The organism is Pseudomonas sp. D(2018), assembly GCF_005502555.1.
Classification (GTDB): domain Bacteria; phylum Pseudomonadota; class Gammaproteobacteria; order Pseudomonadales; family Pseudomonadaceae; genus Metapseudomonas; species Metapseudomonas resinovorans.
Map to the genome: position 1 here is coordinate 1 of NZ_SCOK01000070.1, position 22,969 is coordinate 22,969.

The 22,969-nt window shown below is 65.5% G+C and carries 21 protein-coding genes and 1 pseudogene; 7 read left to right on the forward strand and 15 right to left on the reverse strand.

What is annotated here, in order from left to right:
* Positions 1-249: pseudogene (locus tag FFS60_RS26190) on the reverse strand (response regulator); the annotation flags it as partial.
* 248 nt (positions 250-497) lie between these two features.
* Between FFS60_RS26190 and FFS60_RS26195 the strand changes: the two are divergent.
* The 3 genes from FFS60_RS26195 to FFS60_RS26205 all read left to right on the forward strand — a co-directional run bounded on the left by FFS60_RS26195 (position 498) and on the right by FFS60_RS26205 (position 3,855).
* The gene (locus FFS60_RS26195) at positions 498-2,432 is read left to right on the forward strand and encodes a putative nucleotidyltransferase substrate binding domain-containing protein (RefSeq protein WP_137823645.1); all 1,935 of its coding nucleotides are present in this window, start codon (positions 498-500) and stop codon (positions 2,430-2,432) included.
* Positions 2,429-3,133 (forward strand): PolC-type DNA polymerase III, encoded by a 705-nt coding sequence (locus FFS60_RS26200; RefSeq protein WP_137823646.1) that lies wholly within the window; start codon positions 2,429-2,431, stop codon positions 3,131-3,133. The genes FFS60_RS26195 and FFS60_RS26200 overlap by 4 nt, the downstream gene beginning before the upstream one ends.
* A gap of 98 nt (positions 3,134-3,231) precedes the next feature.
* Positions 3,232-3,855: a glutathione S-transferase family protein gene (locus tag FFS60_RS26205; protein WP_028631159.1), complete on the forward strand. Its 624-nt coding sequence runs from the start codon at positions 3,232-3,234 to the stop codon at positions 3,853-3,855.
* 98 nt (positions 3,856-3,953) lie between these two features.
* On the opposite strand, the gene FFS60_RS26210 is transcribed toward FFS60_RS26205, so the two are convergent.
* The 6 genes from FFS60_RS26210 to FFS60_RS26235 all read right to left on the reverse strand — a co-directional run bounded on the left by FFS60_RS26210 (position 3,954) and on the right by FFS60_RS26235 (position 9,085).
* Entirely contained in the window at positions 3,954-4,271 is a 318-nt protein-coding gene (locus FFS60_RS26210) for a hypothetical protein (protein ID WP_028631160.1), read from the reverse strand.
* Between the two features lie 11 nt (positions 4,272-4,282).
* Complete coding sequence (gene creD, locus FFS60_RS26215; RefSeq protein ID WP_028631161.1) at positions 4,283-5,632, reverse strand: cell envelope integrity protein CreD; 1,350 nt, start codon at positions 5,630-5,632, stop codon at positions 4,283-4,285.
* A gap of 136 nt (positions 5,633-5,768) precedes the next feature.
* Positions 5,769-6,203: a CBS domain-containing protein gene (locus FFS60_RS26220; protein ID WP_137823647.1), complete on the reverse strand. Its 435-nt coding sequence runs from the start codon at positions 6,201-6,203 to the stop codon at positions 5,769-5,771.
* Positions 6,204-6,388: 185 nt separating this feature from the next.
* Entirely contained in the window at positions 6,389-7,819 is a 1,431-nt protein-coding gene (creC, locus tag FFS60_RS26225) for a two-component system sensor histidine kinase CreC (RefSeq protein ID WP_137823648.1), read from the reverse strand.
* Positions 7,819-8,505: a two-component system response regulator CreB gene (gene creB / locus FFS60_RS26230; protein WP_028631164.1), complete on the reverse strand. Its 687-nt coding sequence runs from the start codon at positions 8,503-8,505 to the stop codon at positions 7,819-7,821. The genes creC and creB overlap by 1 nt, the downstream gene beginning before the upstream one ends.
* A gap of 67 nt (positions 8,506-8,572) precedes the next feature.
* Complete coding sequence (locus tag FFS60_RS26235; RefSeq protein WP_137823649.1) at positions 8,573-9,085, reverse strand: ATP-dependent zinc protease; 513 nt, start codon at positions 9,083-9,085, stop codon at positions 8,573-8,575.
* A 191-nt stretch (positions 9,086-9,276) separates the two neighbouring features.
* Between FFS60_RS26235 and FFS60_RS26240 the strand changes: the two genes are divergently transcribed.
* The gene (locus tag FFS60_RS26240; RefSeq protein ID WP_028631166.1) at positions 9,277-10,170 is read left to right on the forward strand and encodes an acyltransferase; all 894 of its coding nucleotides are present in this window, start codon (positions 9,277-9,279) and stop codon (positions 10,168-10,170) included.
* A 24-nt stretch (positions 10,171-10,194) separates the two neighbouring features.
* On the opposite strand, the gene FFS60_RS26245 is transcribed toward FFS60_RS26240, so the two are convergent.
* Positions 10,195-10,848 carry a DUF2780 domain-containing protein gene (locus FFS60_RS26245; RefSeq protein WP_137823650.1) on the reverse strand — a complete coding sequence of 218 codons (654 nt, stop codon included), beginning with the start codon at positions 10,846-10,848 and terminating at the stop codon, positions 10,195-10,197.
* A gap of 199 nt (positions 10,849-11,047) precedes the next feature.
* Between FFS60_RS26245 and FFS60_RS26250 the strand changes: the two genes are divergently transcribed.
* Positions 11,048-12,301 carry a flavohemoglobin expression-modulating QEGLA motif protein gene (locus tag FFS60_RS26250; RefSeq protein WP_137823651.1) on the forward strand — a complete coding sequence of 418 codons (1,254 nt, stop codon included), beginning with the start codon at positions 11,048-11,050 and terminating at the stop codon, positions 12,299-12,301.
* Between the two features lie 185 nt (positions 12,302-12,486).
* On the opposite strand, the gene fdhA is transcribed toward FFS60_RS26250, so the two are convergent.
* The 7 genes from fdhA to glyA form a co-directional block, all read right to left on the reverse strand.
* On the reverse strand, positions 12,487-13,686 hold the full coding sequence (gene fdhA / locus FFS60_RS26255; RefSeq protein ID WP_016490392.1) for a formaldehyde dehydrogenase, glutathione-independent: 1,200 nt from the start codon (positions 13,684-13,686) through the stop codon (positions 12,487-12,489).
* Positions 13,687-13,824: 138 nt separating this feature from the next.
* Positions 13,825-14,688: a formyltetrahydrofolate deformylase gene (purU, locus tag FFS60_RS26260; protein ID WP_028631169.1), complete on the reverse strand. Its 864-nt coding sequence runs from the start codon at positions 14,686-14,688 to the stop codon at positions 13,825-13,827.
* A gap of 61 nt (positions 14,689-14,749) precedes the next feature.
* Positions 14,750-15,379: a sarcosine oxidase subunit gamma gene (locus tag FFS60_RS26265; protein ID WP_028631170.1), complete on the reverse strand. Its 630-nt coding sequence runs from the start codon at positions 15,377-15,379 to the stop codon at positions 14,750-14,752.
* On the reverse strand, positions 15,372-18,389 hold the full coding sequence (locus FFS60_RS26270; protein WP_028631171.1) for a sarcosine oxidase subunit alpha: 3,018 nt from the start codon (positions 18,387-18,389) through the stop codon (positions 15,372-15,374). The genes FFS60_RS26265 and FFS60_RS26270 overlap by 8 nt, the downstream gene beginning before the upstream one ends.
* Entirely contained in the window at positions 18,386-18,712 is a 327-nt protein-coding gene (locus FFS60_RS26275; protein ID WP_028631172.1) for a sarcosine oxidase subunit delta, read from the reverse strand. The genes FFS60_RS26270 and FFS60_RS26275 overlap by 4 nt, the downstream gene beginning before the upstream one ends.
* An 11-nt stretch (positions 18,713-18,723) precedes the next feature.
* Positions 18,724-19,974 (reverse strand): sarcosine oxidase subunit beta, encoded by a 1,251-nt coding sequence (locus FFS60_RS26280; RefSeq protein WP_028631173.1) that lies wholly within the window; start codon positions 19,972-19,974, stop codon positions 18,724-18,726.
* Between the two features lie 15 nt (positions 19,975-19,989).
* Positions 19,990-21,243, reverse strand: coding sequence for a serine hydroxymethyltransferase (gene glyA, locus FFS60_RS26285; protein ID WP_028631174.1), 1,254 nt, complete (start codon positions 21,241-21,243; stop codon positions 19,990-19,992).
* A 380-nt stretch (positions 21,244-21,623) separates the two neighbouring features.
* Here glyA and FFS60_RS26290 point away from each other — a divergent pair, with 380 nt between their 5' ends.
* Entirely contained in the window at positions 21,624-22,643 is a 1,020-nt protein-coding gene (locus tag FFS60_RS26290) for a GlxA family transcriptional regulator (protein ID WP_028631175.1), read from the forward strand.
* A 95-nt stretch (positions 22,644-22,738) separates the two neighbouring features.
* The coding region (locus FFS60_RS26295) for a hypothetical protein (RefSeq protein ID WP_218570618.1) at positions 22,739-22,969 on the forward strand (231 nt) is incomplete at its 3' end.

Below are 22,969 nucleotides of genomic sequence, written 5' to 3' on the forward strand. Positions count from 1 at the left end.
GCCGCACTGCATGTGCAGTTCGGTGATCATCAGGCCGATCGAAGGACGGGTGACCAGCAGCGCCAGCGCCTGCTCGCCGCTGTCGGCAGTGATGCAAGGGATGCCCTTCGCGACGAGTTCGTCGGCCAGGGCGTCGCGCCCGGCCTCGTCGTCGTCCACCAGCAGAACACTGGGCGGCGCGCTGGGCACGCGCATGATTTCTTCAAGCGCTTGCAGCTCGGCTTCGCTCAGCAGGTCACCGTAACTCATGGGGTCGTCCTCGAAAGGGGCCTCCGTGGCAGGCCCAGCTACCCGCACTAGTAGCTTTAGCACAGGGCACGCAGGTCCGATGCGCAAAATGCACGCAAGTTCCCGTGCAGAATGCGGCATCCGCCAAACGGTAGCGGCCTACCCGATTTTCCGACGACCTGCTTGCCTGCCTTTAGACTTACGTCCAATTTGTGTCCCCCGTTGCCGCGCGCAGCATGGTTCCTCTAACAAGAACAGCAGGCATCAGCATGAACAAGGCAGACGCCTTCGCCCACGCCGGCAAACAGGCGGTGATGCAGAACATCCACGGCACCATGGAGTTCCTGCAGAAGTATCCGCCGTTCAACCAGATGGAAAGCGCCCACCTCGCCTTCCTCGTCGAGCACTGCCTGCTGCGCTTCTATGCTGCTGGCGACTCCATCATCAAGCCCCAGGACGGGCCGGTAGAGCACTTCTACATCGTCAAGCAGGGCCGCGTGGTGGGCGAACGCCCGCACTCGGCTCGGCGCGGCACTGAAACCACGTTTGAGATCGCCAGCGGTGAATGCTTCCCGCTGGCCGCCCTGCTCGGCGAGCGCGCTACCCGCACCGAACACCTGGCCGGCGAAGACACCTTCTGCCTGCTGCTCGGCAAGGCAGCCTTCGTCAAGCTGTTCGCCCTCTCCAATCCCTTCCGCGACTTCGCCCTGCGTGGGGTCAGCAGCCTGCTCGACCAGGTCAACCAGCAGGTCCAGCTCCGCGCCGTAGAGACCCTCGGCGCCCAGTATTCCCTGGACACCCGCCTGGGCGAATTGGCGGTGCGCCAGCCCATCGCCTGCCTGCCGGACCTGCCACTGCGCGACGCCGTCCGGCTGATGCACGAACAGCAGGTAGGCAGCATCGTGATCGTCGACACCCGGCAACGACCGCAGGGCATCTTCACCCTGCGCGACCTGCGCCGGGTGATCGCCGACGCCAGCGCCGACCTCTCCCAGCCCATCGCGGTAATCATGACCCAGGCTCCCTTCCACCTGCCGCCCGAAGCCAGCGCCTTCGATGCCGCCCTGGCGATGACCGAACGGCACATCGCCCACGTCTGCGTGGTCGGCGGCGAGCGCTTGCTGGGGGTGGTATCCGAGCGCGACCTCTTCTCCTTGCAGCGGGTCGACCTGGTGCACCTGGCGCGCACCATTCGCCACGCTGGCCGCGTCGAGACCCTGGCCGCCCTGCGCGGCGAGATTCAGCGCCTGGTGGACAACATGCTCGCCCACGGCGCCAGTTCGACCCAGATCACTCGCATCATCACCCTGCTCAACGACCACACCGTGTGCCGGGTGATCGAGCTGACGATCGAGGAAATGGGCGACCCGGGCATTCCCTTCACCTGGCTCTGCTTTGGTAGCGAAGGGCGCTCCGAACAGACCCTGCACACCGACCAGGACAACGGCATCCTCTTCGAGGCGGCCGATGCAGTGGACGCCGCCGCCATTCGCGGACGCCTTCTGCCACTGGCTGAACGCGTCAACCAGTACCTGGCCCAATGCGGATTCGAGCTGTGCAAGGGCGGCATCATGGCCGGCAACCCGCAACTCTGCCTGTCGCGCAGCGAATGGAGCCGGCGCTTCGCCAGCTTCGTCCGCGAGGCGACGCCGGAGAACCTCTTGGGCTCAAGCATCTATTTCGACCTGCGCGCCGTCTGGGGCCCCACTGAGGGCTGCGAGGCGCTGCAGCGGGAACTACTGGTACTGGTCGCCGACAACAGCCTGTTCCAGCGCATGCTGGCCGACACCGCCCTGCGTCAACGCCCGCCGGTGGGGCGATTCCGGGATTTCGTGGTGGCCCGCAAAGGCGCCGAGAAAGACACCCTCGACCTCAAGGTGCAAGGCCTGACGCCCTTCGTCGACGGCGCCCGGCTGCTTGCGCTGGCCCATGGCATCAGCGCCTGCGGCACCCTGGAGCGCCTGCGCCAACTGGTGGAGCGCGAAGTAGTGGACGCCCAGGATGGGGCCGCCTATGAAGAGGCCTATCACTTCATCCAGCAGACCCGCATGCAACAGCACCAGCAGCAGGCGCGGCAGGGCCTGCCCTACTCCAACCGGCTCGATCCGGACACGCTCAACCACCTGGACCGGCGCATCCTGCGCGAGTCCTTCCGTCAGGCCCAGCGCCTGCAATCCAGCCTGGCGCTACGTTATCAACTATGAACGGTTTCCCCTGGTTCTCCCGCCGCACGCCCCTGGACCCGGTCATCGCCGCCCGTCGCGATGGCCTCCCCGATCCCCAGCCACTGGACGAACGCCCCCTGCGTCAGCAGCGCTTCGTCGTGCTGGACCTGGAAACCAGCGGCCTGAACATGAGTCGTGACCTGGTGCTGTCCATCGGCGCAGTGAGCATCGACGACGGCGCCATCGACCTCGGCAACCAGTTCGAATGCACCCTGCAGCGCGACACCGGCAAGCTCAACGCCAGCGTGCTGATTCATGGCATCGCACCGAGCGAGCTGGCCGCCGGCGTGGAACCGGCCGAAGCCCTGCTGAGTTTCATGGAGTTTCTCGGCGGCAGCCCGCTGCTGGCCTTCCACGCCACCTTCGACCAGCGCATGCTGAGCCGCGCCCTCAAGCAGGACCTCGATCACCGCCTGCGCCACTGTTTCCTGGACATTGCCGAACTGGCCCCGATGCTGTGTCCGGAGGCTGGCATCCGCAACGGCGGCCTGGATGAGTGGGTGGAATACTTCGGCTTGCACGTGCAGCAACGCCATAACGCCAGTGCCGATGCCCTGGTCACGGCCGAAATCGCCCTGATCCTGTTCAGCCGCGCCCGCCGCCAGGGGCTGGAGAGCCCCGCCGCACTGGCCTCCGCCCTGTCCCGCTGGCAGCGCCGACAGCACGCTCCCGCGCTCTGAGGCGAGAGTCCCGCCCAAAGCGCCGCCCCGCCTGCCCGGCAGCATTCCAATGCGGTATAACTGCGCCATTACACCGCTGCAGCCGCCGAGGTCCCCGCATGAGCGCCGCCCTGACCCTGTTCTTCTCCCCCACTTCCCCGTACGTCCGCAAGGTCATGGTGCTGCTGCATGAAACCGGTCAACTGGACGCGGTCAGCCTGCACGGCGTGACCCTGACCCCGGTGAACCCAAGCGCGGAGGTGAACGAACACAACCCCGCGGGCAAGATTCCCGCCCTGCAACTGGCTGACGGCAGCGTGTTGCACGACAGCCGGGTGATCCTCGACTACTTCGACCACCAGCATGGCGGCGAGCCGCTGATCCCCCGCGACGGTGCAACGCGCTGGCGGCGCCTGACCCTGGCCTCCCTGGCCGACGCGGTGTTGGATGCCGCCATTCTGGTGCGCTACGAAACCTTCCTGCGCCCCGAAGACAAACGCTGGGACGATTGGGTCATGGGCCAATGCAGCAAGATCGACCGCGCCCTGGAAACCTTCGAGCAATCCGCCGACGAGCTGGACGAACGCTTCGACGTGGCAGCCATCAGTGCCGCCTGTGCCCTGGGCTACCTGGACTTCCGCATGCCCGACCTCAACTGGCGCCGAGACTGCCCGAAGCTGGCGGCCTGGTACTCAGCCGTCAACCAGCGTCCTTCGCTGCAGGCCACTGCGCCGGCGCCCTGATACCAGGCGCGGAGGCGGCAGACAGGCGTTGAACAGCCTGTCCAGCTCCGCCGCCAGTTTCGCAACCCGTTCTTGATCCTCGCGCAGCCCCAGCAGTCTCATTGCAGAACTCCCGCACGTCGGTACCAGAACCAGAAGAAGCCCACCGCCATGAGCAGCGCGCCCTGCCCCAGTGCCGCAAAGAGTTCGAGGAAGGAACGCACTGCCGGGTTGTGGGCCGCGTCCAGCACGCCAGTCAGACCTTGCCAGAAGCTATCCGGCAGCAGCCACAGGGCGAGGCCCGCCAGGGGTTTTCCGGTGAATAGCCAGAGGTCGATGAAGCCGAAGGCTCCGGCGAACATCAGGCCACCCAGGACCAGCACCGAAATCGCCAGGCCAAGCAGGAAGCAGCCGCCGAATTGCATCAGTACACGCATGACCGTCCTCCTCAGTTACCGCTGGCCGGCTGGGCGCGGCCAACGCCGTACCAGTCCAGCTTGCGGGTCAGCACCATCACGCAGGCGAGCAGGCCGAACACCAGCAGCGAGCCCATCAGCAGCGCGTAGTCCTCGGCGCTGAGCAAGCCGTAGAGCATCCCGTAGAGCGCCGCCAGTGCCAGGGTGAAGCCGCCACCGCGCATCCAGCTGTGCAGCACATGACTGACATAGAAGCCCACCAGCGCCACGCAGGCGGACGCCGAAATGGCGTAGGCCAGCGCAAACTCCAGGTGCTCGGAGAGCGACAACAGCAGCAGGTAGAAGAACGCCAGGGCCAGGCCCACCAGGCCGTACTGCACCGGGTGCACCGCCAGGCGCTTGAGCACTTCCACCAGGAAGAAACCGGCGAAGGTCAGGGCCACGAACAGCAGGGCGTACTTGATCGCGCGGTCGGTCTTCAGGTACTGGTCCACCGGGTCGACGAAGCTCACGCCGAAGTCCCGCGAGTAGAAGGCGTTGCACTGCTCCTCGCCGACGCAATCGGCCAGGGCCTCCTGCAGGTTGGTGGCGAAGAAGCTGGTCTGCCAGGTCGCGGAAAAGCCTTGGGCGCTGATGCTGCGCTCACTGGGCAGGAACTCGCCGATGAAGCTCGGGTGCGGCCAGGGCGAGCTCAGCTCCACCCGCGAGTCACGACCCACCGGTGTCACGCTCAGGCTGGAAGTACCTTGCAGCTTGAGGTCGAAGGCGAAGTCGAGGCTCTGCACAACCCCGGCCTGCAAAGCGGCCAGCGGCACATGCACACCGCCGTTGAGCAGGCGGTCGCCAGTGCCGGGTTGGAAGTCCAGGGACTGGCCGTTCAGGCGCAGCTTCAGGGCGTTGCCGATGCCGCGGATATCACTGATGCCCACCGCCAGGAAAGGCTGCTCGAAGCGGTAGTCCGCCAGGTCCTCGCTAATACCGTAGTTGGCCGGCACCAGGATCTGCCCACTGATCTGGCTGTCGCTCTTGTACAGCCGAGCCTTGTAGATGCCACGCGCGCGCAGCTCGGTGTCGACGCTGCCGGTCAGGTTGAAGTGCTCGGGGAGAAAGTACAGCCGGCTGCTCACCTCCCGCTCTTCCAGGCGGCGTTGGCCGGTCTGCTCATAGGTCTTCCACTCGCGCACCGTGCGCTTGTAGGGCACCACCAGGATCGGCCCGGTGATCCGCTGGCTGTAGCTGGAACTCTGGGCGATGTTGGCCAACACACCCTCGCGCGCCACCTGGCGCTCGCTGATCAGGCCATCGATCAGCATCAGCGGAATCATCAGTAGCAGCATCAGCAGGGCGATGGTGCCCAACTTGAAGCCCAGGGTACGGGTCATGGCGACTCTCCTTGTGTTGTGGTGGGGAGAGTCTGGGGAGCGCCCGAGGTGGGCTTATGGGGGATATGTGGAGATTGTGTGGGGAATGGGGGCGAATGAATTCGCCCCCACAAGGTGTCCAAGCCAGGCAGATGAACTAAGCGCCGCGAATGTACTGCTCCAGATGCTGGATCAGGCTTTCCTGCTCCGCGGTGATGTCGCGCACCAGGTCGCGGATGGAGAGCAGGCCCACCAGCTTGCCGTCCTGCAGCACCGGCAGGTGGCGCAGGTTCTTCTCGGTCATCAGTTGCATGCAGTACTGGTTGCTGTCACGCGGGGTCACCACGAAAAGGTTGGAGGTCATCACCTCTTCGATGGTGGTGGCGTAGGCAGAGCGCTCCAGGGCCGCGACGCGGCGTACGAAATCACGCTCGGTGACGATGCCTACCAACTCGCCGCCCTGCATCACCACCAACGCGCCGATGTCTTTGTCGGCCATCAGCAGGGCGGCCTCCAGAACGGTGGTGGTGGGATCGACGCTGAACAGCTGGGCGTGGGATTTGGCTCTGAGAATTTCGGCGACTGTTTTCATCCGGCAGCTCCTTAAGGGCCTGTGTTTCTTGTAGTCGAAGCTCGGCGCTGTGCATAAGAGCCGCATCAAGAATCAAGCCAAAACCTGGTTACAGGGTGATAACGCCCGCCGAAAGTGTGGGCGCCCCTTGGTCAATTTATAGCCGATAGCGGAAGCGGCTGACGCTGCCGGGCGGCGGCCGCGTGTCAATCCGCGACGGCGGGAAGTCGCAGGCAGGCCAGAACGCCGTTATCGATATTCCGCACCAGGAGTTCGCCGCCATGGAGTTCGGCGACTTCCTGCACGAAATTGAGGCCGAGGCCGGTGCTCTTGCGCCCCGTTGCGGGGCGCGGCAGGGAATAGAACCGCTCGGTAAGCCGCGGTAAAGCGAACTCGGGGATGGGCTCGCCCTGGTTGAAAAGCCGTAGTTCCAGCGAGGTGCCTTGTGGCGCTGCGTCCAGCCGCAGCTGGCCACCGGGCGGGGTGAAGTCGAGGGCGTTGTCCAGCAGGTTGGCCAGGGCCTGGCTGATCAGGAAGCGCTCGCCCATCACGCACAATTCCGGTGCGATTCGGTTTTCAACCTTGAGCACGCCCGCCTCGATGCGCGCCGCCTGGGCCTGCAGCAGCGTGTCGACAAGCTCGCGCAACGGCACCGGAGCCCGCTCCTCCAGGCCTTGGCGCTGCTCCACCTGGGCCAGATTGAGCAGACGCTCGATCAGCTGCTGCAAGCGTGCGCCCTCGTTGCCGATGTTGGCCACGAAACGCTGCCGCTGCTCCGCCGGCATCTCGCCCTCCAGCAACTCGGCGGCACCACGGATGGCGGCCAGGGGGCTCTTCAATTCGTGTGTCAGGGTGTGTACGTATCGCTCGACGTACGCCTTGCCTTCCAGTTGGGTGCGCATGCGCTCCACCGCCGCCGCCAACTGCCGAAGCTCGCCACCGCTCATGGCCGGTAGCTCCGCGCGCTGCCCCTCGCTCACGGCCTGGGCATAGTCACGCAGGCGGCGCAGCGATCGGCTGAGCCACCAGGAGAGCAGCCCGCCCACCAGCAGGCCGAGGCCGATCAACCCGGCGCCGAGCCAGGCCAGGCGCGTCTGCGAGCGCTCGATGTAGGGTTGCAGCGAGGCGTTGGGCTTGGCTACGGAGACGACGCCGATGATCCGTTCGCCATCGCGAATCGGCGCCGCGACATACATGACCGACGAATCCGGGTCGTTCGGGTCCTCGCGGGTGGAGCGGGCGCCGTACTGGCCGCGCAGGGTCCGGTAGACGTCGTTCCAGCGCGAGTAGTCCTGGCCCACGGCCGCGCCGCTGGAGTCGAGCAGCACGACGCCCTTGTCATCGGTGACGTAGATACGGTGGTTCACCTGCGTCTTGCGCACGCCCCAGATGTCGGCGCCCGGCTGGCGCTGGCCGTAGGCACGCAGCAGTTCGGGCAGGCGGCCCTGGTCCAGGGTGCCGGCGCGCACCTCGTCTCGGAGGATTTCCGCCAGCAGGTTGGCCGTGTCCACCAGGGTCTCCTCGGTGGACTGGCGCACGCCGGGACGGATCTCGTCCATCACCGTGCTGAGCACGAACCAACTGGCCAGGCCGACGAAAAGGAAGTAGGCCAGGAAAATGCGAATGCCCAACGGCATCAGGCGTGGCTCGGCGCGTAGCTGTAGCCCAGGCCGCGATGGGTCTGGATGGGTTCGGCAGCCGGCGCCACCTGGCGCAGCTTGGCGCGCAGGCTTTTTATGTGGCTGTCGATATTGCGCTCGTAGCCGGCATCGGCGGACACGCCCAGGGCGTCCAGCAGCTGTTCACGGCTGAACACGCGCTCGGGCTGCGCCAGCAAGGTCTGCAGCAAGCGGAACTCGTGCCGGGTCAGCCCCAGGAGTTGGCCATGGTAGTGAATGCGCACACGCTCGCCATCCACCAGGAAGGGGCCGTCGGCAACCGGCGCGGGGGCCGGGTCACGCGGCGCTGTGCGCTTGAGGATGGCGCGGACCCGCGCGGCCACTTCGCGCGGGCTGAAGGGCTTTACCACGTAGTCGTCGGCGCCGATCTCCAGCCCCACTACGCGGTCGATCTCGGCATTGCGTGCGGTAAGGAACAGCACCGGCACCTCGGAGAAGCGCCGCAGCGTCTTGCATAGCTCGAAGCCGCTGGTGTCCGGCAGTCCCACGTCGAGGATGACCAGGTCCACAGCCTGCTGGCGCAACAGTTCCAGCGCCGGGCCGCCGAGGCTCAGCCAGGTGGTGGCGTTGCCATCGGCTTCGAGGGCGTAGATCAGGGTGTCGGCGATGGCGGCTTCATCTTCGACGATGAGGATGTGCGGCATGGGCGTCCTGGCTCATGGAAATGCGCCGACGTTGCCCCATGCCACTTGCCCCGTCAATCCGTGCCAATCAGCACTGGGGCTTGCCGGCGGTGAACTTGCGCCCTGCGTAGATCGCGGCCTTGAATTCGCGCAGGGCCTTGGCGCCGATCAACAGCGGGTAGTTGAAGCTGGAACGGTCGGTGAGGTTCACCTCTACCGTGCGCTTGACGCCCCCCAGGCACATTTCCATGTCGACTACCGGGCGCTTGGAAATCTCCGCCGTGGGCGCTTCGTCTTCGTCGCCCAGTTCGTCGGCGCGGTTCTTGATCTTGCTGATCCGCGACAGGCGATGTTCGAACAGCGTGTCATCGGCGTCCTTGGTGGCCAGGCGGAAACGCACCCATTCCTCGCCGTCACGCTTGAAGCGCTCGATATCCTTGGCCGACAGGGACGCAGTGAGGGCGCCGGTGTCCATCTTGGCTTTCAGGGTCTGGCCGATTTCCGGCAGGCGCACATATTCGTAACGGCCATAGAGTGTGGGCTCCGGGGCGGCGACAGCGGGTAACGCCACCAGCGCAAGCAGGGCAATCAGGGGTTTCAACGCAGCATCTCCTGGTTGAGGGGTACGGTTCTGGGACTGGCCGAAGGGGAAAATGGTTCGCCGTCGACGCGCCAGCGAGTGCCCGAAGCATACTCGCCCCCTTGCGGGTAGCAAGGCTCCCGACCGCTCGTCGCATCCGCGTCGACTGGTTATGATGGCGCGCACACCAGAGGACAAGGAGCCGAGGACTCATGCAGGTACTGTTGACCGGAATCGCCACCACCCTGCTGCTCTTGCTCAACACCCTGATCCTGATTGGCCCGATGCTGGCCATCGCCCTGCTCAAGCTGATCCTGCCCGGCCAGGCCCTGCACGATGCCTGTTCCCGCGGGGTGATGTGGGTCGCCGAAGCCTGGGCCGAGAACTGCAAGCGCATCTTCGCCCTTCTCACGCCCACCCGCTGGGAGATCCGTGGCGGCGAAGGGCTACGCAACGACACCTCCTACCTGGTCATCAGCAACCACCAGTCCTGGGTGGACATCCCCGCGCTGGTCCAGGCGTTCAACCGCAAGGCGCCCTACTTCAAGTTCTTCCTGAAGAAGGAGCTGATCTGGGTCCCGCTCCTCGGTCTGGCCTTCTGGGCCCTCGACTACCCCTTCATGAAGCGCTACAGCAAGGCCTTCCTCGACAAGCACCCGGAGATGAAAGGCAAAGACCTGGAAATCACCAAGGCCGCCTGCGAGAAGTTCAAGCGCATGCCGGTGACCGTGGTGAACTACCTCGAAGGCACCCGCTTCACCCCCGTCAAACACGCCAACCAGGGCTCACCCTACCAGCACCTTCTGAAGCCCAAGGCCGGCGGCGTGGCCTTCGTCCTGGCGGCCCTGGGCGAGCAACTGGACGCCATCCTCGACGTCACCCTGGTCTATCCCGGCCAGGGCGTGCCGGGCTTCTGGGCACTGATTTCCGGCCAGGTGCCACGGGTGATCGTGGACATCCAGACCCGCGAACTGGACCCGGCCCTGTGGCAGGGCGACTACGAGAACGACGGGGAATTCCGCCAATACGTGCAGGCCTGGGTCAGCCGGCTCTGGCAGGAGAAGGACGCGCGCATCAGCCAACTGCGCGCGGAGCTGCAGGGGTAGGCGCGGACGCCTGCCCCTCTCGCATCAGGTTGACAGACCGTTCACCGGGACCGCCTGCCCGGCCGGGTTGACCGGGCTGGAGGGCACCGGCGGCGTGGTCCACTTCCACAGATTGCCGAGGCTCTGCAGTAGCGAGTCAGCCAGACCCTGCTGGCCAAGGAAGGAGAGGATCAGCGGGGCGAACTGGCCGATCAGGCCGCTATCCATTCCCAGGGATCCGAAAGCCTGGCTCACATCCGCCATGTTGTTCATCGGCTGACCGGCGAGCACGCCGGCCTGATTGCCCAGACCACCACCCGCGATGCTGCCCGCCTGCTGCCCCAGCAGACCACCGAGACTGCTGAGCAGGCCCTGGGTGTTGGGGTCGGTGAGCATGCCCACGCCCGGCACCGCCTGGTCCAGTTGGGCGAACTGGTCAGCCGGCAAGTTGTTGCGCGCCAGGCCGAACAGCGCTGCGGCGCCGCCAATGGCCTGCTCCGGGGTGATCTGCAACTGGCCGCCCAACTGCTCCAGCAACGCGGCAGATTCCGCCGGCTCGATCCCCGGCGCCTTGTCCTCCTGACTACCCGCGCCGCTTGCGGCGGCAGCAGCGACGACGTCGCCCAGGGTAACGGCGAACACCGGGCTGGCGGCCAGACTGAGCAGGACGGCCAGGGTCAGGCTTCGGGAAGTGTGCATAAGTCGACCTCAAGGAAAAGTCCGCGCCGGAACACTACGTACCGGCCGGTGAGCGGAGGCTCACCCCTATGACTGCGCAGAAGCGGGCCGTGTTCCCGGCGTTCTGTCGGGTAAGTTCTCCGACCTCCCGAAGAGCGGGCACGCTTGTCCGCGCAAGCGATGAGCTAGCCTGAAATGACCTCCCTCCTGGCCATTTCCCATGAACGAATCCCGCCTGGCCGAACTCGATGCCGCCCTCCCCGGCTTGGCGCGCAAGATCCGCGTACTCGACGCCATTGCCTGGCCGGACGGCATCGAAGACCACTTCCTCGCCGAATGGCGCGCCGGACGACCCACGCTGCCCAAGGTCGAACTCGCCCCGCGGGACCACAGTGCTGATATTGAGGCGCTGGAAGGGCTCGCCCACCAGTGCGACACCGGCCACCCGGCTGGCGCTTTCCTGGCGGCCACCGCCCGCAGCTACGCCTGCGCCGGACGCATGCTGGGCGCCATCGGCACCTCGGATTTCACCCACTACTCCGCACGCCTCTACCAGCGTCCCGACCACTATTACGAGCGGCAGAAGATGACGCCGCTGGATGCCGCACGCTTCTTCCTCGACACCACCGACGCCCTGCTGGACAGCCGGCGCATTCCCGCGACCGACGCGAATATCCCGGCCGAAGACTTCGCCACCTGGATGCGCGCCGAAGTGGATGCCTTCTTCGGCCCTGGTGAGGTTCGCGTGGTGCTGGACCCGGACCTCGCGTCCAAGGCCATCGCCGGAGCCACGCGCATTCGCCTGCGGGCCTCGGCGCGCTTTTCCGAGCTGGACAAGGCGCAGCTCCTCCAGCACGAAGCCTTCGTCCATGTCGGTACTGCGCTGAACGGCCGCGCCCAGAAGCACCTCACCAGCCTGGCTTTGGGCGCACCGCGCACCACCCTGACCCAGGAAGGCATCGCCATGCTCGCCGAGCTGCTGACCGGCAGCATCGACATCCAGCGCCTGCGCCGCGTCGCCCTGCGGGTGGTCGCTGTGCAGCAGGCCCTGGACGGCGCGGACTTCATCGACGTGTTCAAGGGCTTTCTGGAAGCGGGACAGTCGGAGGAAGAATCCTTCCGCTCAACCCAGCGCGTATTCCGCGGCGCTGACGTGCGTGGCGGGGGCGCCTTCACCAAGGACGCCTGTTATGTGATCGGCATGCTCGGCGTGCACACCCTGCTCAGGGTTGCGGTACGCGACAACCGCCCGGAGCTGCTCCGCCAACTGTTCGCCGGTCGCATGACCACCGGCGACGTCGTAACCCTGGCGCCCTTGTTCGAGTCTGGCTGGCTGCAACAACCGCGCTTCGTACCGCCCTGGGCCGCCGACCTGCGTCGTCTCGCGGCCGCGCTAGCGTTCTCGGCCTTCGTCGGGCGGATCAAGCTGGACGTGGTGGATCTGGAGCGGTTCGTGGAGCTGGAAGAAGAATGACCGGCGGAACATCCCGTAGGATGGCGTAGAGCGAAGCGAAACCCATCTTTCGCGGTTGATGGATAGCACGCCGTCTCCACTCATCCCCGGCCCCTCTGGCCACAAACAAAAAAAGGAGCCCGAAGGCTCCTTGAGGGACAGACGCCGCGGCTGTCACATCACGGCGTCGGGGGTCTTGCAGTCGATCACGCGGCGCTGAAGGTCTTGTGCGGGTCGATGACGAATTTCTTCGGCACGCCGGCATCGAACTCGCCGTAGCCACGCGGCGCGTCGTCCAGGCTGATGACCTGCACGCCCACCACTTCGGCGATGTTGATGCGGTCCCACATGATCGCTTGCATGAGCGCGCGGTTGTACTTCATCACCGGGGTCTGGCCGGTGTGGAAGCTGTGGGATTTCGCCCAGCCGAGGCCGAAGCGGATGCTCAGGGCACCGATCTTGGCGGCGGCATCCACCGCGCCCGGGTCTTCGGTGACGTAGAGGCCGGGGATACCGATCTTGCCGGCCACGCGGGTGACCTGCATCAGCGAGTTGAGCACGGTGGCCGGGGCTTCATGTTGCGCACCGGAATGGCCATGGCCACGGGCTTCGAAGCCCACGGCGTCGACCGCGCAGTCCACTTCCGGCTCGCCCAGCAGGGCGGCGATCTGCTCGTGCAGCGGGGTGTCCAGCGACAGGTCGGCGATTTCGAAGCCGACGGCCTTGGCATGGGCCAGGCGCACCGGGTTCACGTCACCGACGATGACCACGGCCGCGCCCAGCAGGCGGGCGGAGGCAGCCGCGGCCAGACCGACGGGGCCGGCACCGGCGACATACACGGTGCTGCCCGGGCCGACGCCGGCGGTGACCGCACCGTGGTAGCCGGTCGGCAGGATGTCGGAGAGGCAGGTCAGGTCACGGATTTTCTCCATGGCCTTGTCGCGGTCCGGCAGCTTCAGCAGGTTGAAGTCGGCGTACGGCACCAGCACGTATTCGGCCTGGCCGCCGGTCCAGTCGCCCATGTCGACATAGCCGTAGGCGCCGCCGGCGCGGGCCGGGTTGACGGTGAGGCAGACGCCGGTGTGCTGTTCCTTGCAGGAGCGGCAGCGGCCGCACGCGACGTTGAAGGGCACGGAAACCAGGTCGCCGATCTTCAGGTTCTCGACGTCGCTGCCCTTCTCGATCACCTCGCCGGTGATCTCATGGCCAAGCACGAGGCCGACTTGGGCGGTGGTACGGCCGCGCACCATGTGCTGGTCCGAGCCGCAGATGTTGGTGGAGACGACTTTCAGGATGACCCCGTGTTCGATCTTCTTGCCACGCGGGTCCTGCATTTTGGGGTAGTCGATCTTCTGGACTTCGACCTTCCCCGAACCGAGATAAACGACACCACGATTACCAGACATGCGTAATTCTCCGTTGTTGTTGTGAATACAAAGGCGCGACCGACGGCCACGCGGCCTTGCACTGGAGCTTGCGTCTGTTGCCGGAAACCGCCGGTTAAACCTGGCAGGGCGGGTTCCTCAAGTAGGGTAGCCACGTGATCAGGCGTTGAGCACCACCGTGCGGTTGGCGTTGAGGAACACGCGGCGTTCGATGTGATAGCCCACGGCCTTGGCCAGGGTCAGGCACTCGATGTCGCGGCCCTTGGCGATCAGGTCTTCGGGGTAATGCGCGTGATCTACCGCTTCGACGCCCTGGGCGATGATCGGGCCTTCGTCCAGGTCGTTGTTGATGTAGTGCGCCGTGGCCCCCACCAGCTTCACGCCCTTCTGGTACGCCTGGTGGTAGGGCTTGGCGCCCTTGAAGCCGGGCAGCAGCGAGTGGTGGATGTTGATCGCCCAGCCATCGAGCCTTTTGCACAGTTCGGGCGACAGCACCTGCATGTAGCGGGCGAGGACCACCAGCTCGGCGCCGGTCTCCTCGATCACCTGCATCACACGGCGCTCCTGCGCGGGCTTGTCGTTGGGATCGAGGGGGAAATGGTGATAGGGAATCCCGTGCCAGCGCGCGAGCGGCTCCAGGTCCGGGTGGTTGGACACCACTGCGACCACATCCATGGCCAACTGGCCGATACGCTGGCGATAGAGCAGGTCGTTCAGGCAGTGGTCGGCCTTGGACACCATCAGCACCACCTTGGCGCGATAGCCCGGCGGCGTCAGCTCCACCTGCATGTCGAAGGGCGCCAGGCGCTCGGCCAGGCCAGCGCGGAACGACTGTTCGTCGAAGTCGTCCGGCTGGCGGAACTCGACCCGGATGAAGAAGCGCGAGGACAGCCGGTCATCGAAGGAGTGGTGCTCGGTGACGTAGCAACGCTGCTCGAAGAGAAAGCGTGTCACCGCATCCACGGTACCGAGCACGCTCGGGCAGTGGGCGGTGAGAATCCAGGTATCGGGTGTGCGGCTCATATGCGGACTCCGATGTTTGTCTCCCCTCTCCCAAGGGGAGAGGGGGCTTTCCGTTTTCCCGTCAGGCCTTCACCGCCAGTCCGAACTCAGCACTGGCATCTTGCAGCCAGAGCCAGAAGTAGTCGGAGAAGCTGCGGCGGATCAGCAGTTCCCAGGTGTCTTCGCCGGTATGGCGAATCACCAGCGAGGCCTTGGCGAAGGTGCTGCCGACAGCCTTGCCCACCGGGAAGTTGCTCGGGTGCACATCGTAGGGGGTGGACTTCATCAGCACCTCGCGGGCCTTGGGCCCGGAGAGCTCGAGGATGGTCTGGCCACCGCTGACGTTGACCACGGAGATGTGCTGGCCATCCAGCGCCTTGCGCAGGCGCTGTTCGACTTCGAACTCCTGCCCGCTCGGCACGATCAGCAGCCACTCATCCGGGCCCAGCCACTGCAGCGAGGTGTCGCCGCTGGCCACCAGCGTCAGGGCGACCGGCAGCTCCAGGCCGAGGGCGCTGTGCACGCCACCGGCGAAGGCCGGGTCCTTGGCGTCGCCACGGATCACCAGGTGTCCGAGGAGCTTCTTCTCGCGCAGGGTCACCCCTGCACTGCTCTTGCCCTTGCGCGCCAACTCGTCGAGGCCGGCGTGGTACAGCGGCGATTCGGCATGGGCGGAGTCGGGGCGCTGCTTGTAGACGTTCACGTTAGACATTCTGGCGGTCCCCTTTCGGGTCATAGAACACGGAGCTGCAGATTTCGGCTTCGATCACGCTGCCATCGGCCAGCGGTGCGAACACGCGTTCGCCCATGCGCTTCAGGCCGCCCTTGACCACAGCCATGGCGAAGGAATATCCCAAGGTCGCGCTCATGTAGCTGGAGGTGACGTGGCCGACCATCTTCATCGGGATGGATTGCTTCGGATCGAACACCAGTTGGGCACCTTCCGGCAGCACCTTGTTCGGGTCGATGGGCTTGAGGCCCACCAGTTGCTTGCGCTCTTCACGCAGGCAGTCCTCGCGGTTCATGCCGCGCCAGCCGATCCAGGAGAAGGCCTTGCTGCGGCCAACGCACCAGCCCATGTTCAGGTCGTCCGGGGTCACCGAGCCGTCGGTATCCTGACCGATGATGATGAAGCCCTTCTCGGCCCGCAGCACGTGCATGGTTTCGGTGCCGTAGGGGGTCAGGTTGTACTTCTTGCCGGCCTCGACGATCTTCTCCCACACGCCCAGCGCGTAGTCGGCCTGCACGTTCACCTCGTAGGACAGCTCACCGGTGAAGGAGATACGGAACACCCGCGCCGGCACGCCCCCGACCAGACCTTCCTTCCAGCTCATGAAGGGGAAGGCGTCCTTGTCCAGGTCGATGTCGGTGACCTCGGCCAGCAATTTGCGGCTGTTCGGGCCGGACAGGGTCATGGTGGCCCAGTGGTCGGTGACCGAGGTGAAGTACACCTTCAGTTCCGGCCATTCGGTCTGGTGGTAGATCTCCAGCCACTCCATCACACGGGCGGCGCCGCCGGTGGTAGTGGTCATGACGAAATGGTTCTCGCCGATGCAGGCGGTCACGCCGTCGTCGAAGACCATGCCGTCTTCCTTGCACATCAGGCCGTAACGGGCCTTGCCCACATCCAGCTTGGTCCAGGCGTTGGTGTAGACGCGGTTGAGGAACTCGCGCGCATCCGGGCCCTGGATATCGATCTTGCCCAGGGTCGAGGCATCGAGGATGCCCACGCTGTCACGCACAGCCTTGCATTCGCGGTCCACGGCGGCGTGCATGTCTTCGCCGCGCTTGGGGAAGTACCAGGGGCGTTTCCACTGGCCGACGTCCTCGAACTCCGCGCCCTGCTCCAGGTGCCAGCGATGCATGGCGGTGTAACGCTTGGGCTCGAACAGGTGGCCGCAGTGACGGCCGGCAACCGCGCCGAAGGTCACCGGGGTGTAGTTCGGGCGGAACATGGTGGTACCCATCTCGGCGATGCTGATGCCCATCGAACGGGCGGCGATGGCCAGACCGTTGATGTTGCCCAGCTTGCCCTGGTCGGTACCGAAGCCCAGTGCGGTGTAGCGCTTGACGTGCTCGACCGACTCGAAGCCCTCGCGGGTAGCCAGTTCGATGCCGGCGGAGGTGACATCGTTCTGCAGGTCGACGAACTGCTTCGGCGCACGGGAGGTGGACTTGTCGTGCGGCACCTGGAACAGCGCCACGGTGGCCTCTTCCTTGCGCTTCTCGGTCTTCGGCAGGCTGCCTTCGACCACTTTGAAGCCCGCCTCGGCACCCGCCTTGGCACCGGCTTCGAAGCCATCGGCCAGCGCATCGCCCAGGCCGAACACGCCATTCACGGCACCGGCGCAGTAACGCTTCTGGAAGCCTTCGCCAGGAACGAAGGCGAGGATGTCTTCACGCCAGGTCGGCTTGCCGCCCAGGTGGGAGGCCAGGTGCACCACCGGGCTGTAGCCGCCGGAGCTGACGATCAGGTCGCAGTCCACCACTTCGCCGGGGCTGGTGACCTTGTGGCCTTTCAGGTCGATGGCGCAGATGCGGGCACCGGTGACGCGCTTGCTGCCACGGGCCTCGACCACGGCGCTGCCGGTGAGGATGCGCACGCCACGGGCACGGGCTTCTTCCACCCAGGCACCGCGCGGGTTGCTGCGGGCATCGGCCACGGCCACCACTTGCTGGCCGGCATCGAGCCAATCCAGCACCACGCGGTAGGCGTAGTCGTTGTTGGTGGACAGCACCAGTTGGCGGCCAGGGGCCACGCCGTAGCGGTTCACATAGGTGGAGACGGAGCCGGCGAGCATGTTGCCCGGCACATCGTTGTTCGAATACACCAGCGGACGCTCGTGGGCGCCGGCGGCCAGCACCACGCGCTTGGCACGGACGCGATGCACGCGATGACGGGCCTGCCCATGGGGCGCAACCTCGCCAAGATGGTCAGTCAGGCGCTGGTGGATGGTGAGGAAGTTGTGGTCGTGATAGCCGTTCACCGTGGCGCGCGACAGCAGGGTCACTTCCGGCAGTGTCTCCAGCTCGGCGATGACCTTGGCCACCCACTCGGCAGCAGGCTTGCCGTCCAGGGTCTCGCGGGTATCCAGCAGGCTGCCGCCGAACTCTTCCTGCTCGTCCGCCAGGATCACGCGGGCACCGCTGCGACCAGCGGCCAGGGCGGCGGCCAGGCCAGCCGGGCCGGCGCCGACCACCAGCACGTCGCAGTACTGATTCATGTGGTCATAGATGTCAGGGTCGACTTCGAGCGGCGCACGACCGAGGCCGGCGGCCTTGCGGATGTACTTCTCGTAGGTCAGCCACAGGTTCTGCGGGTACATGAAGGTCTTGTAGTAGAACCCGGGCGGCATCATGCCGCCGCCGACCTTGCCGAGGATGCCCATCACGTCGTTGTTCACGTTCGGCCAGCCGTTGGTGCTGCTGGCCACCAGGCCGGCATACAGGGCCTGCTGGGTGGCACGCACGTTCGGTACCTGGGAGCTCTCGGTGGAACCGATCTGCAACACGGCGTTGGGCTCTTCCGCACCGGCGGCGACGATGCCGCGCGGACGGGAATACTTGAAGCTGCGGCCGATGATATCGACGCCGTTGGCCAGCAGGGCGGCGGCCAGGGTGTCGCCGGAGAAGCCCTGGTAGTTCTGGCCGTTGAAGGTGAAGGTCAGCGGTTGGCTGCGATCGACGCGGCCACCCTTGGGAAGGCGGTTGACCTGGCTCATGCCGTTACTCCTGCGGTCGCGGCTTTCTTGTCGCCGACGTTGGCCTCGGTGACAGTGGGCTTCTCACCGATCTTGTAGGTTTCGAGGATCTCGTAGCTCACGGTGTGGCGCGTGGCGTTGAAGTACTTGCGGCAGCCGGCGGCGTGCACCCACAGCTCGTGGTGGATGCCGCGCGGGTTGTCGCGGAAGAAGATGTAGTCGCCCCACTCCTCATCGGTGCAGGCGTTGGGGTCCAGCGGGCGCGGGATGTGCGCCTGGCCCTTGGCGTGGAATTCCTCTTCGGAGCGCAGTTCGCCACAGTAGGGGCAGAAAATGTGCAGCATGGCGATTCTCCTTAGTGAGCCACGGCAGCGGCGCCGTGCTCGTCGATCAGTGCGCCGGTATGGAAACGGTCGATGGAGAAGGGCTTGGCCAGCGGGTGCATCTCGCCACGCGCCAGGCTCGCCGCAAAGACGTGGCCCGAACCCGGGGTAGCCTTGAAGCCGCCGGTGCCCCAGCCGCAGTTGAAGAACAGGTTCTTCACCGGGGTCTTGGAGATGATCGGGCAGGCGTCCGGGGTGGTATCCACGATGCCGCCCCACTGACGGTTCATGCGCACGCGGGAGAGGATCGGGAACATCTCCACGATGGCCTGCAGGGTGTGCTCGATGGTCCCGTAGGAACCGCGCTGGCCGTAGCCGTTGTAGCCGTCGATACCGGCACCGATCACCAGGTCGCCCTTGTCGGACTGGCTGATGTAGCCGTGCACGGCGTTGGACATGATCACGCTGTGGATAATCGGCTTGATCGGCTCGGACACCAGGGCCTGCAGCGGGTGGGATTCCAGCGGCAGGCGGAAACCGGCCTGCTTGGCCATGTGCCCGGAGTTGCCGGCGGTGACCACACCGACGCGCTTGGCACCGATGAAGCCGCGATTGGTTTCCACACCGATCACCGCGCCATCCTGCTTGCGGAAGCCGAGTACTTCGGTGTTCTGCAAGAGGTCGACGCCCAAGGCGTCGGCGGCACGGGCGTAGCCCCAGGCCACGGCATCGTGACGGGCTACGCCGCCGCGACGCTGAACGGTGGAGCCCATGATCGGGTAGCGGGTGCTCTTGCTGCAGTCGAGGAAGGGAATCTCCTCGGCCACCTGGCGGGCGTCCAGCAGTTCGCCGTCGACGCCGTTCAAGCGGTTGGCGTTGACCCGGCGAGCCGAGTCACGCATGTCCTGCAGGGTGTGGCAGAGGTTGTAGACGCCACGCTGGGAGAACATCACGTTGTAGTTCAGGTCCTGGGACAGGCCTTCCCACAGTTTCATGGCGTGCTCGTACAGCTGCGCGGACTCGTCCCACAGGTAGTTGGAGCGGACGATGGTGGTGTTGCGCGCGGTGTTGCCGCCGCCCAGCCAGCCTTTCTCCACTACCGCGACGTTCTTCACGCCAAATTCCTTGGCCAGGTAGTAGGCAGTAGCCAGGCCGTGGCCGCCGCCGCCCACGATGATCACGTCATAGACCGGCTTCGGCGTAGGGTTGCGCCACATGCGTTGCCAGTTTTCGTGGTGGCTCAGGGAGTGCTTGAACAGACCGAAGCCGGAATAACGTTGCATGTTCGGACTCCTGGATCAGCGGTAGACGGGGAAGTCGGCGCAGAGACCGGCGACCTGCTTGGCCACCTGGGCTTCGACGTCGGCATCGCCGAGGTGGTCGAGGATGTCGCAGATCCAGCCAGCCAGCTCGATGCTCTGCGCTTCCTTGAAACCACGGCTGGTGATGGCCGGGGTGCCGATACGCACGCCCGAGGTCACGAAAGGCGACTGCGGGTCGTTCGGCACGGCGTTCTTGTTCACGGTGATACCGGCGCGGCCGAGGGCGGCGTCGGCCTCTTTGCCGGTCTTGCCCTGCTTGATCAGGCTGACCAGGAACAGGTGGTTGTCGGTGCCGCCAGAGACCACGTCATAGCCGCGGTCGATGAACACCTTGGCCATGGCCTTGGCGTTCTTGATGACCTGAGCCTGGTAGTCCTTGAAGCCGGGCTCCAGCGCTTCCTTGAAGCACACGGCCTTGGCGGCGATCACGTGCATCAGCGGGCCGCCCTGGGCGCCGGGGAACACGGCGGAGTTCAGCTTCTTCTCGATCTCTTCGTTGGATTTGGCCAGGATCAGGCCGCCACGCGGACCGCGCAGGGTCTTGTGGGTGGTGGTGGTAACCACGTCGGCGTAGGGCAGCGGGTTCGGGTACAGGCCGGCGGCCACCAGGCCAGCGACGTGGGCCATGTCGACGAACAACAGTGCACCGACCTTGTCGGCGATGGCGCGGAAGCGCGGGAAGTCGAGGGTCTTGGAGTAGGCGGAGAAGCCGGCAACGATCATCTTCGGCTTGTGCTCAACGGCCAGGCGCTCGACTTCGTCGTAATCGATCAGGCCGGTGGCGGTGTCCAGGCCGTACTGCACCGCGTTGTAGAGCTTGCCGGAGGACGACACCTTGGCGCCGTGGGTCAGGTGGCCGCCATGGGCCAGGCTCATGCCAAGGATGGTGTCACCCGCATTGAGCAGGGCAAGGTAGACGGCGCTGTTGGCCTGGGAACCGGAGTGCGGCTGGACGTTGGCGTAATCGGCACCGAAGAGTTGCTTGGCGCGGTCGATGGCCAGCTGCTCGACCTTGTCGACGAACTCGCAGCCACCGTAGTAACGCTTGCCCGGGTAGCCTTCGGCGTATTTGTTGGTCAGGCCGCTGCCCTGGGCCTCCATCACGCGCTTGCTGGTGTAGTTCTCCGAGGCGATCAGCTCGATGTGGTCTTCCTGACGGTGCTCTTCTTCCTGCATCGCGCTGAACAGTTCGTCGTCGTAACCCTGGATCTGGTCTTGCTTGCTGAACATCGATGATCTCCTGCGACAACCCGCTGTCGTCTCTGTTGTTTTGGGGGCTCTGCACCGACCGCTGAAATCCTGTCGGTACCTACCTGTTGCGGCCGATTGTGCGAAATAGCCCGACACCCCGTTTGCCTGTTTGCGACGTGTAAATGCCCAAACCTACCCAGGCAGCGAAGTAAAACCGTTCGATTACCGGAGACCGCTTCGCTGGCCCCCGGATTTCACGCCGGACGCCGCTGATGCCGGGTTGGAATGGGTGTAAGCTGGACCCCGGCGCAGGCCCGCTCCCGCGCCGCAGAACAATAAAAAGACAGAGCTGCATTTCGACGTCTGCCTCACCCGCCTATACCCAAAAACGACAGTCGAAGCAGTGGAGGAAGAACCAGATGGCTGTTGCGAACCTTGCGGCGCCGCCCGTCGACGAAACATCAGGCCAACCCCGGCCGGCCGGAGTGAAGACCTTCGGCTTCCTGTTGATCCCCAACTTCACCACCATCGGCTTCGCCTCGGCGATCGAGACCCTGCGCATGGCCAACCTGGCCGCCAAGCGCAGCCTGTTCCGTACCCTGCTGATCGCCGCCGACCACGAGCCGGTTCAGGCCAGCAACGGCATGCGCGTGGTCCCCGATCACAGCCTCGACGACGCCCCCGAGCTGGACGCCCTGTTCGTCGTCGGTTCCAACCCCATGCCGCCGCGCTACGACCGCCGCCTGCTGCACTGGGTGCGCAAGCTGGCGCAGCACGACGTGCCGCTGGGCGGCATCTGCACCGGCAGCCACCTGCTGGCCAGTGCCGAGCTGCTCAAGGGCTACCGCTGCACCATGCACTGGGAAGACATCGAACAGGTGAAGGACAAGTTCCCCGGCATCATCATCTCCAACCAGCTGTTCGAGCTGGACCGCGACCGCTACACCTGTTCCGGCGGCACCGCCTCCATGGACATGACGCTGCAACTGATCGCCCGCGAACCCGGCGGCGTGGAGATCGCCACCCGCGCCGCCGAGCTGTTGCTCTGCGACCGCATGCGCGGCGCCCGTGAGCAGCAGCGTGTTCCGCTGCGGCAGAAGCTCGGCCATGCCCAGCCGAAACTGAGCCAGATCGTCGCGATCATGGAAGCCAACCTGGAAGAGCCCCTGGAGCTGGAAGAACTGGCGCAGCTCAACGAAGTGTCGGTACGCCAGCTGGAACGGTTGTTCCACAAGTACCTGGACCGCACGCCCAGCCAGTACTACCTGGAACTGCGCCTTAACCGCGCCCGCGATTTGTTGCTGCGCAGCGAGTCCCAGGTCCGCGACATCGCCATGGCCTGCGGCTTCGCCTCCCCGGCGCACTTCTCCAAGTGCTACAGCCGCTTCTTCGGCCACTCGCCGCGCGGCGAGCGCAAGCAGAGTCCCTTGCACTCCTGATCGGCGACTGAGAACTGTAGATCCTATGCAAAGGCCGCCCGCACGCCGATTCTTAATCCGGGGGATAGAAGGTTTGGCCCAGAGGAGGAATCGACATGCGGACGGCCTACGTTGAACAGCATAGTGCGAATGAACCGGTCCTGGCAGTGGCGCTGGAGTTGGCCAAGGCCAGTTGGAAAGTGGCGCTGAGCGATGCCCGGCGCAACCCCCGGCTGAAGACAGTCGACGCACCGCAGCCCCTGGCGCGCCTGGAGCAGGTGGTGCAAACGATCGCGGAGACGCGCGCGCTCTGGGCGTTGCCGGCGTCCGCCAGAGTGGTCGTGGTG

What these genes read in the sequence shown, in the direction of transcription:
- FFS60_RS26270 (WP_028631171.1), bottom strand. Translation starts at nt 18,389, where the DNA reads ATGAGCCAGGTCAACCGCCTTCCCAAGGGTGGCCGCGTCGATCGCAGC.
- glyA (WP_028631174.1), bottom strand. Translation starts at nt 21,243, where the DNA reads ATGTTCAGCAAGCAAGACCAGATCCAGGGTTACGACGACGAACTGTTC.
- FFS60_RS26220 (WP_137823647.1), bottom strand. Translation starts at nt 6,203, where the DNA reads ATGAAAACAGTCGCCGAAATTCTCAGAGCCAAATCCCACGCCCAGCTG.
- creD (WP_028631161.1), bottom strand. Translation starts at nt 5,632, where the DNA reads ATGACCCGTACCCTGGGCTTCAAGTTGGGCACCATCGCCCTGCTGATG.
- FFS60_RS26200 (WP_137823646.1), top strand. Translation starts at nt 2,429, where the DNA reads ATGAACGGTTTCCCCTGGTTCTCCCGCCGCACGCCCCTGGACCCGGTC.
- FFS60_RS26205 (WP_028631159.1), top strand. Translation starts at nt 3,232, where the DNA reads ATGAGCGCCGCCCTGACCCTGTTCTTCTCCCCCACTTCCCCGTACGTC.
- FFS60_RS26290 (WP_028631175.1), top strand. Translation starts at nt 21,624, where the DNA reads ATGGCTGTTGCGAACCTTGCGGCGCCGCCCGTCGACGAAACATCAGGC.
- FFS60_RS26245 (WP_137823650.1), bottom strand. Translation starts at nt 10,848, where the DNA reads ATGCACACTTCCCGAAGCCTGACCCTGGCCGTCCTGCTCAGTCTGGCC.
- fdhA (WP_016490392.1), bottom strand. Translation starts at nt 13,686, where the DNA reads ATGTCTGGTAATCGTGGTGTCGTTTATCTCGGTTCGGGGAAGGTCGAA.
- FFS60_RS26210 (WP_028631160.1), bottom strand. Translation starts at nt 4,271, where the DNA reads ATGCGTGTACTGATGCAATTCGGCGGCTGCTTCCTGCTTGGCCTGGCG.
- FFS60_RS26195 (WP_137823645.1), top strand. Translation starts at nt 498, where the DNA reads ATGAACAAGGCAGACGCCTTCGCCCACGCCGGCAAACAGGCGGTGATG.
- FFS60_RS26275 (WP_028631172.1), bottom strand. Translation starts at nt 18,712, where the DNA reads ATGCTGCACATTTTCTGCCCCTACTGTGGCGAACTGCGCTCCGAAGAG.
- FFS60_RS26240 (WP_028631166.1), top strand. Translation starts at nt 9,277, where the DNA reads ATGCAGGTACTGTTGACCGGAATCGCCACCACCCTGCTGCTCTTGCTC.
- creC (WP_137823648.1), bottom strand. Translation starts at nt 7,819, where the DNA reads ATGCCGTTGGGCATTCGCATTTTCCTGGCCTACTTCCTTTTCGTCGGC.
- FFS60_RS26265 (WP_028631170.1), bottom strand. Translation starts at nt 15,379, where the DNA reads ATGTCTAACGTGAACGTCTACAAGCAGCGCCCCGACTCCGCCCATGCC.
- FFS60_RS26250 (WP_137823651.1), top strand. Translation starts at nt 11,048, where the DNA reads ATGAACGAATCCCGCCTGGCCGAACTCGATGCCGCCCTCCCCGGCTTG.
- creB (WP_028631164.1), bottom strand. Translation starts at nt 8,505, where the DNA reads ATGCCGCACATCCTCATCGTCGAAGATGAAGCCGCCATCGCCGACACC.
- FFS60_RS26280 (WP_028631173.1), bottom strand. Translation starts at nt 19,974, where the DNA reads ATGCAACGTTATTCCGGCTTCGGTCTGTTCAAGCACTCCCTGAGCCAC.
- purU (WP_028631169.1), bottom strand. Translation starts at nt 14,688, where the DNA reads ATGAGCCGCACACCCGATACCTGGATTCTCACCGCCCACTGCCCGAGC.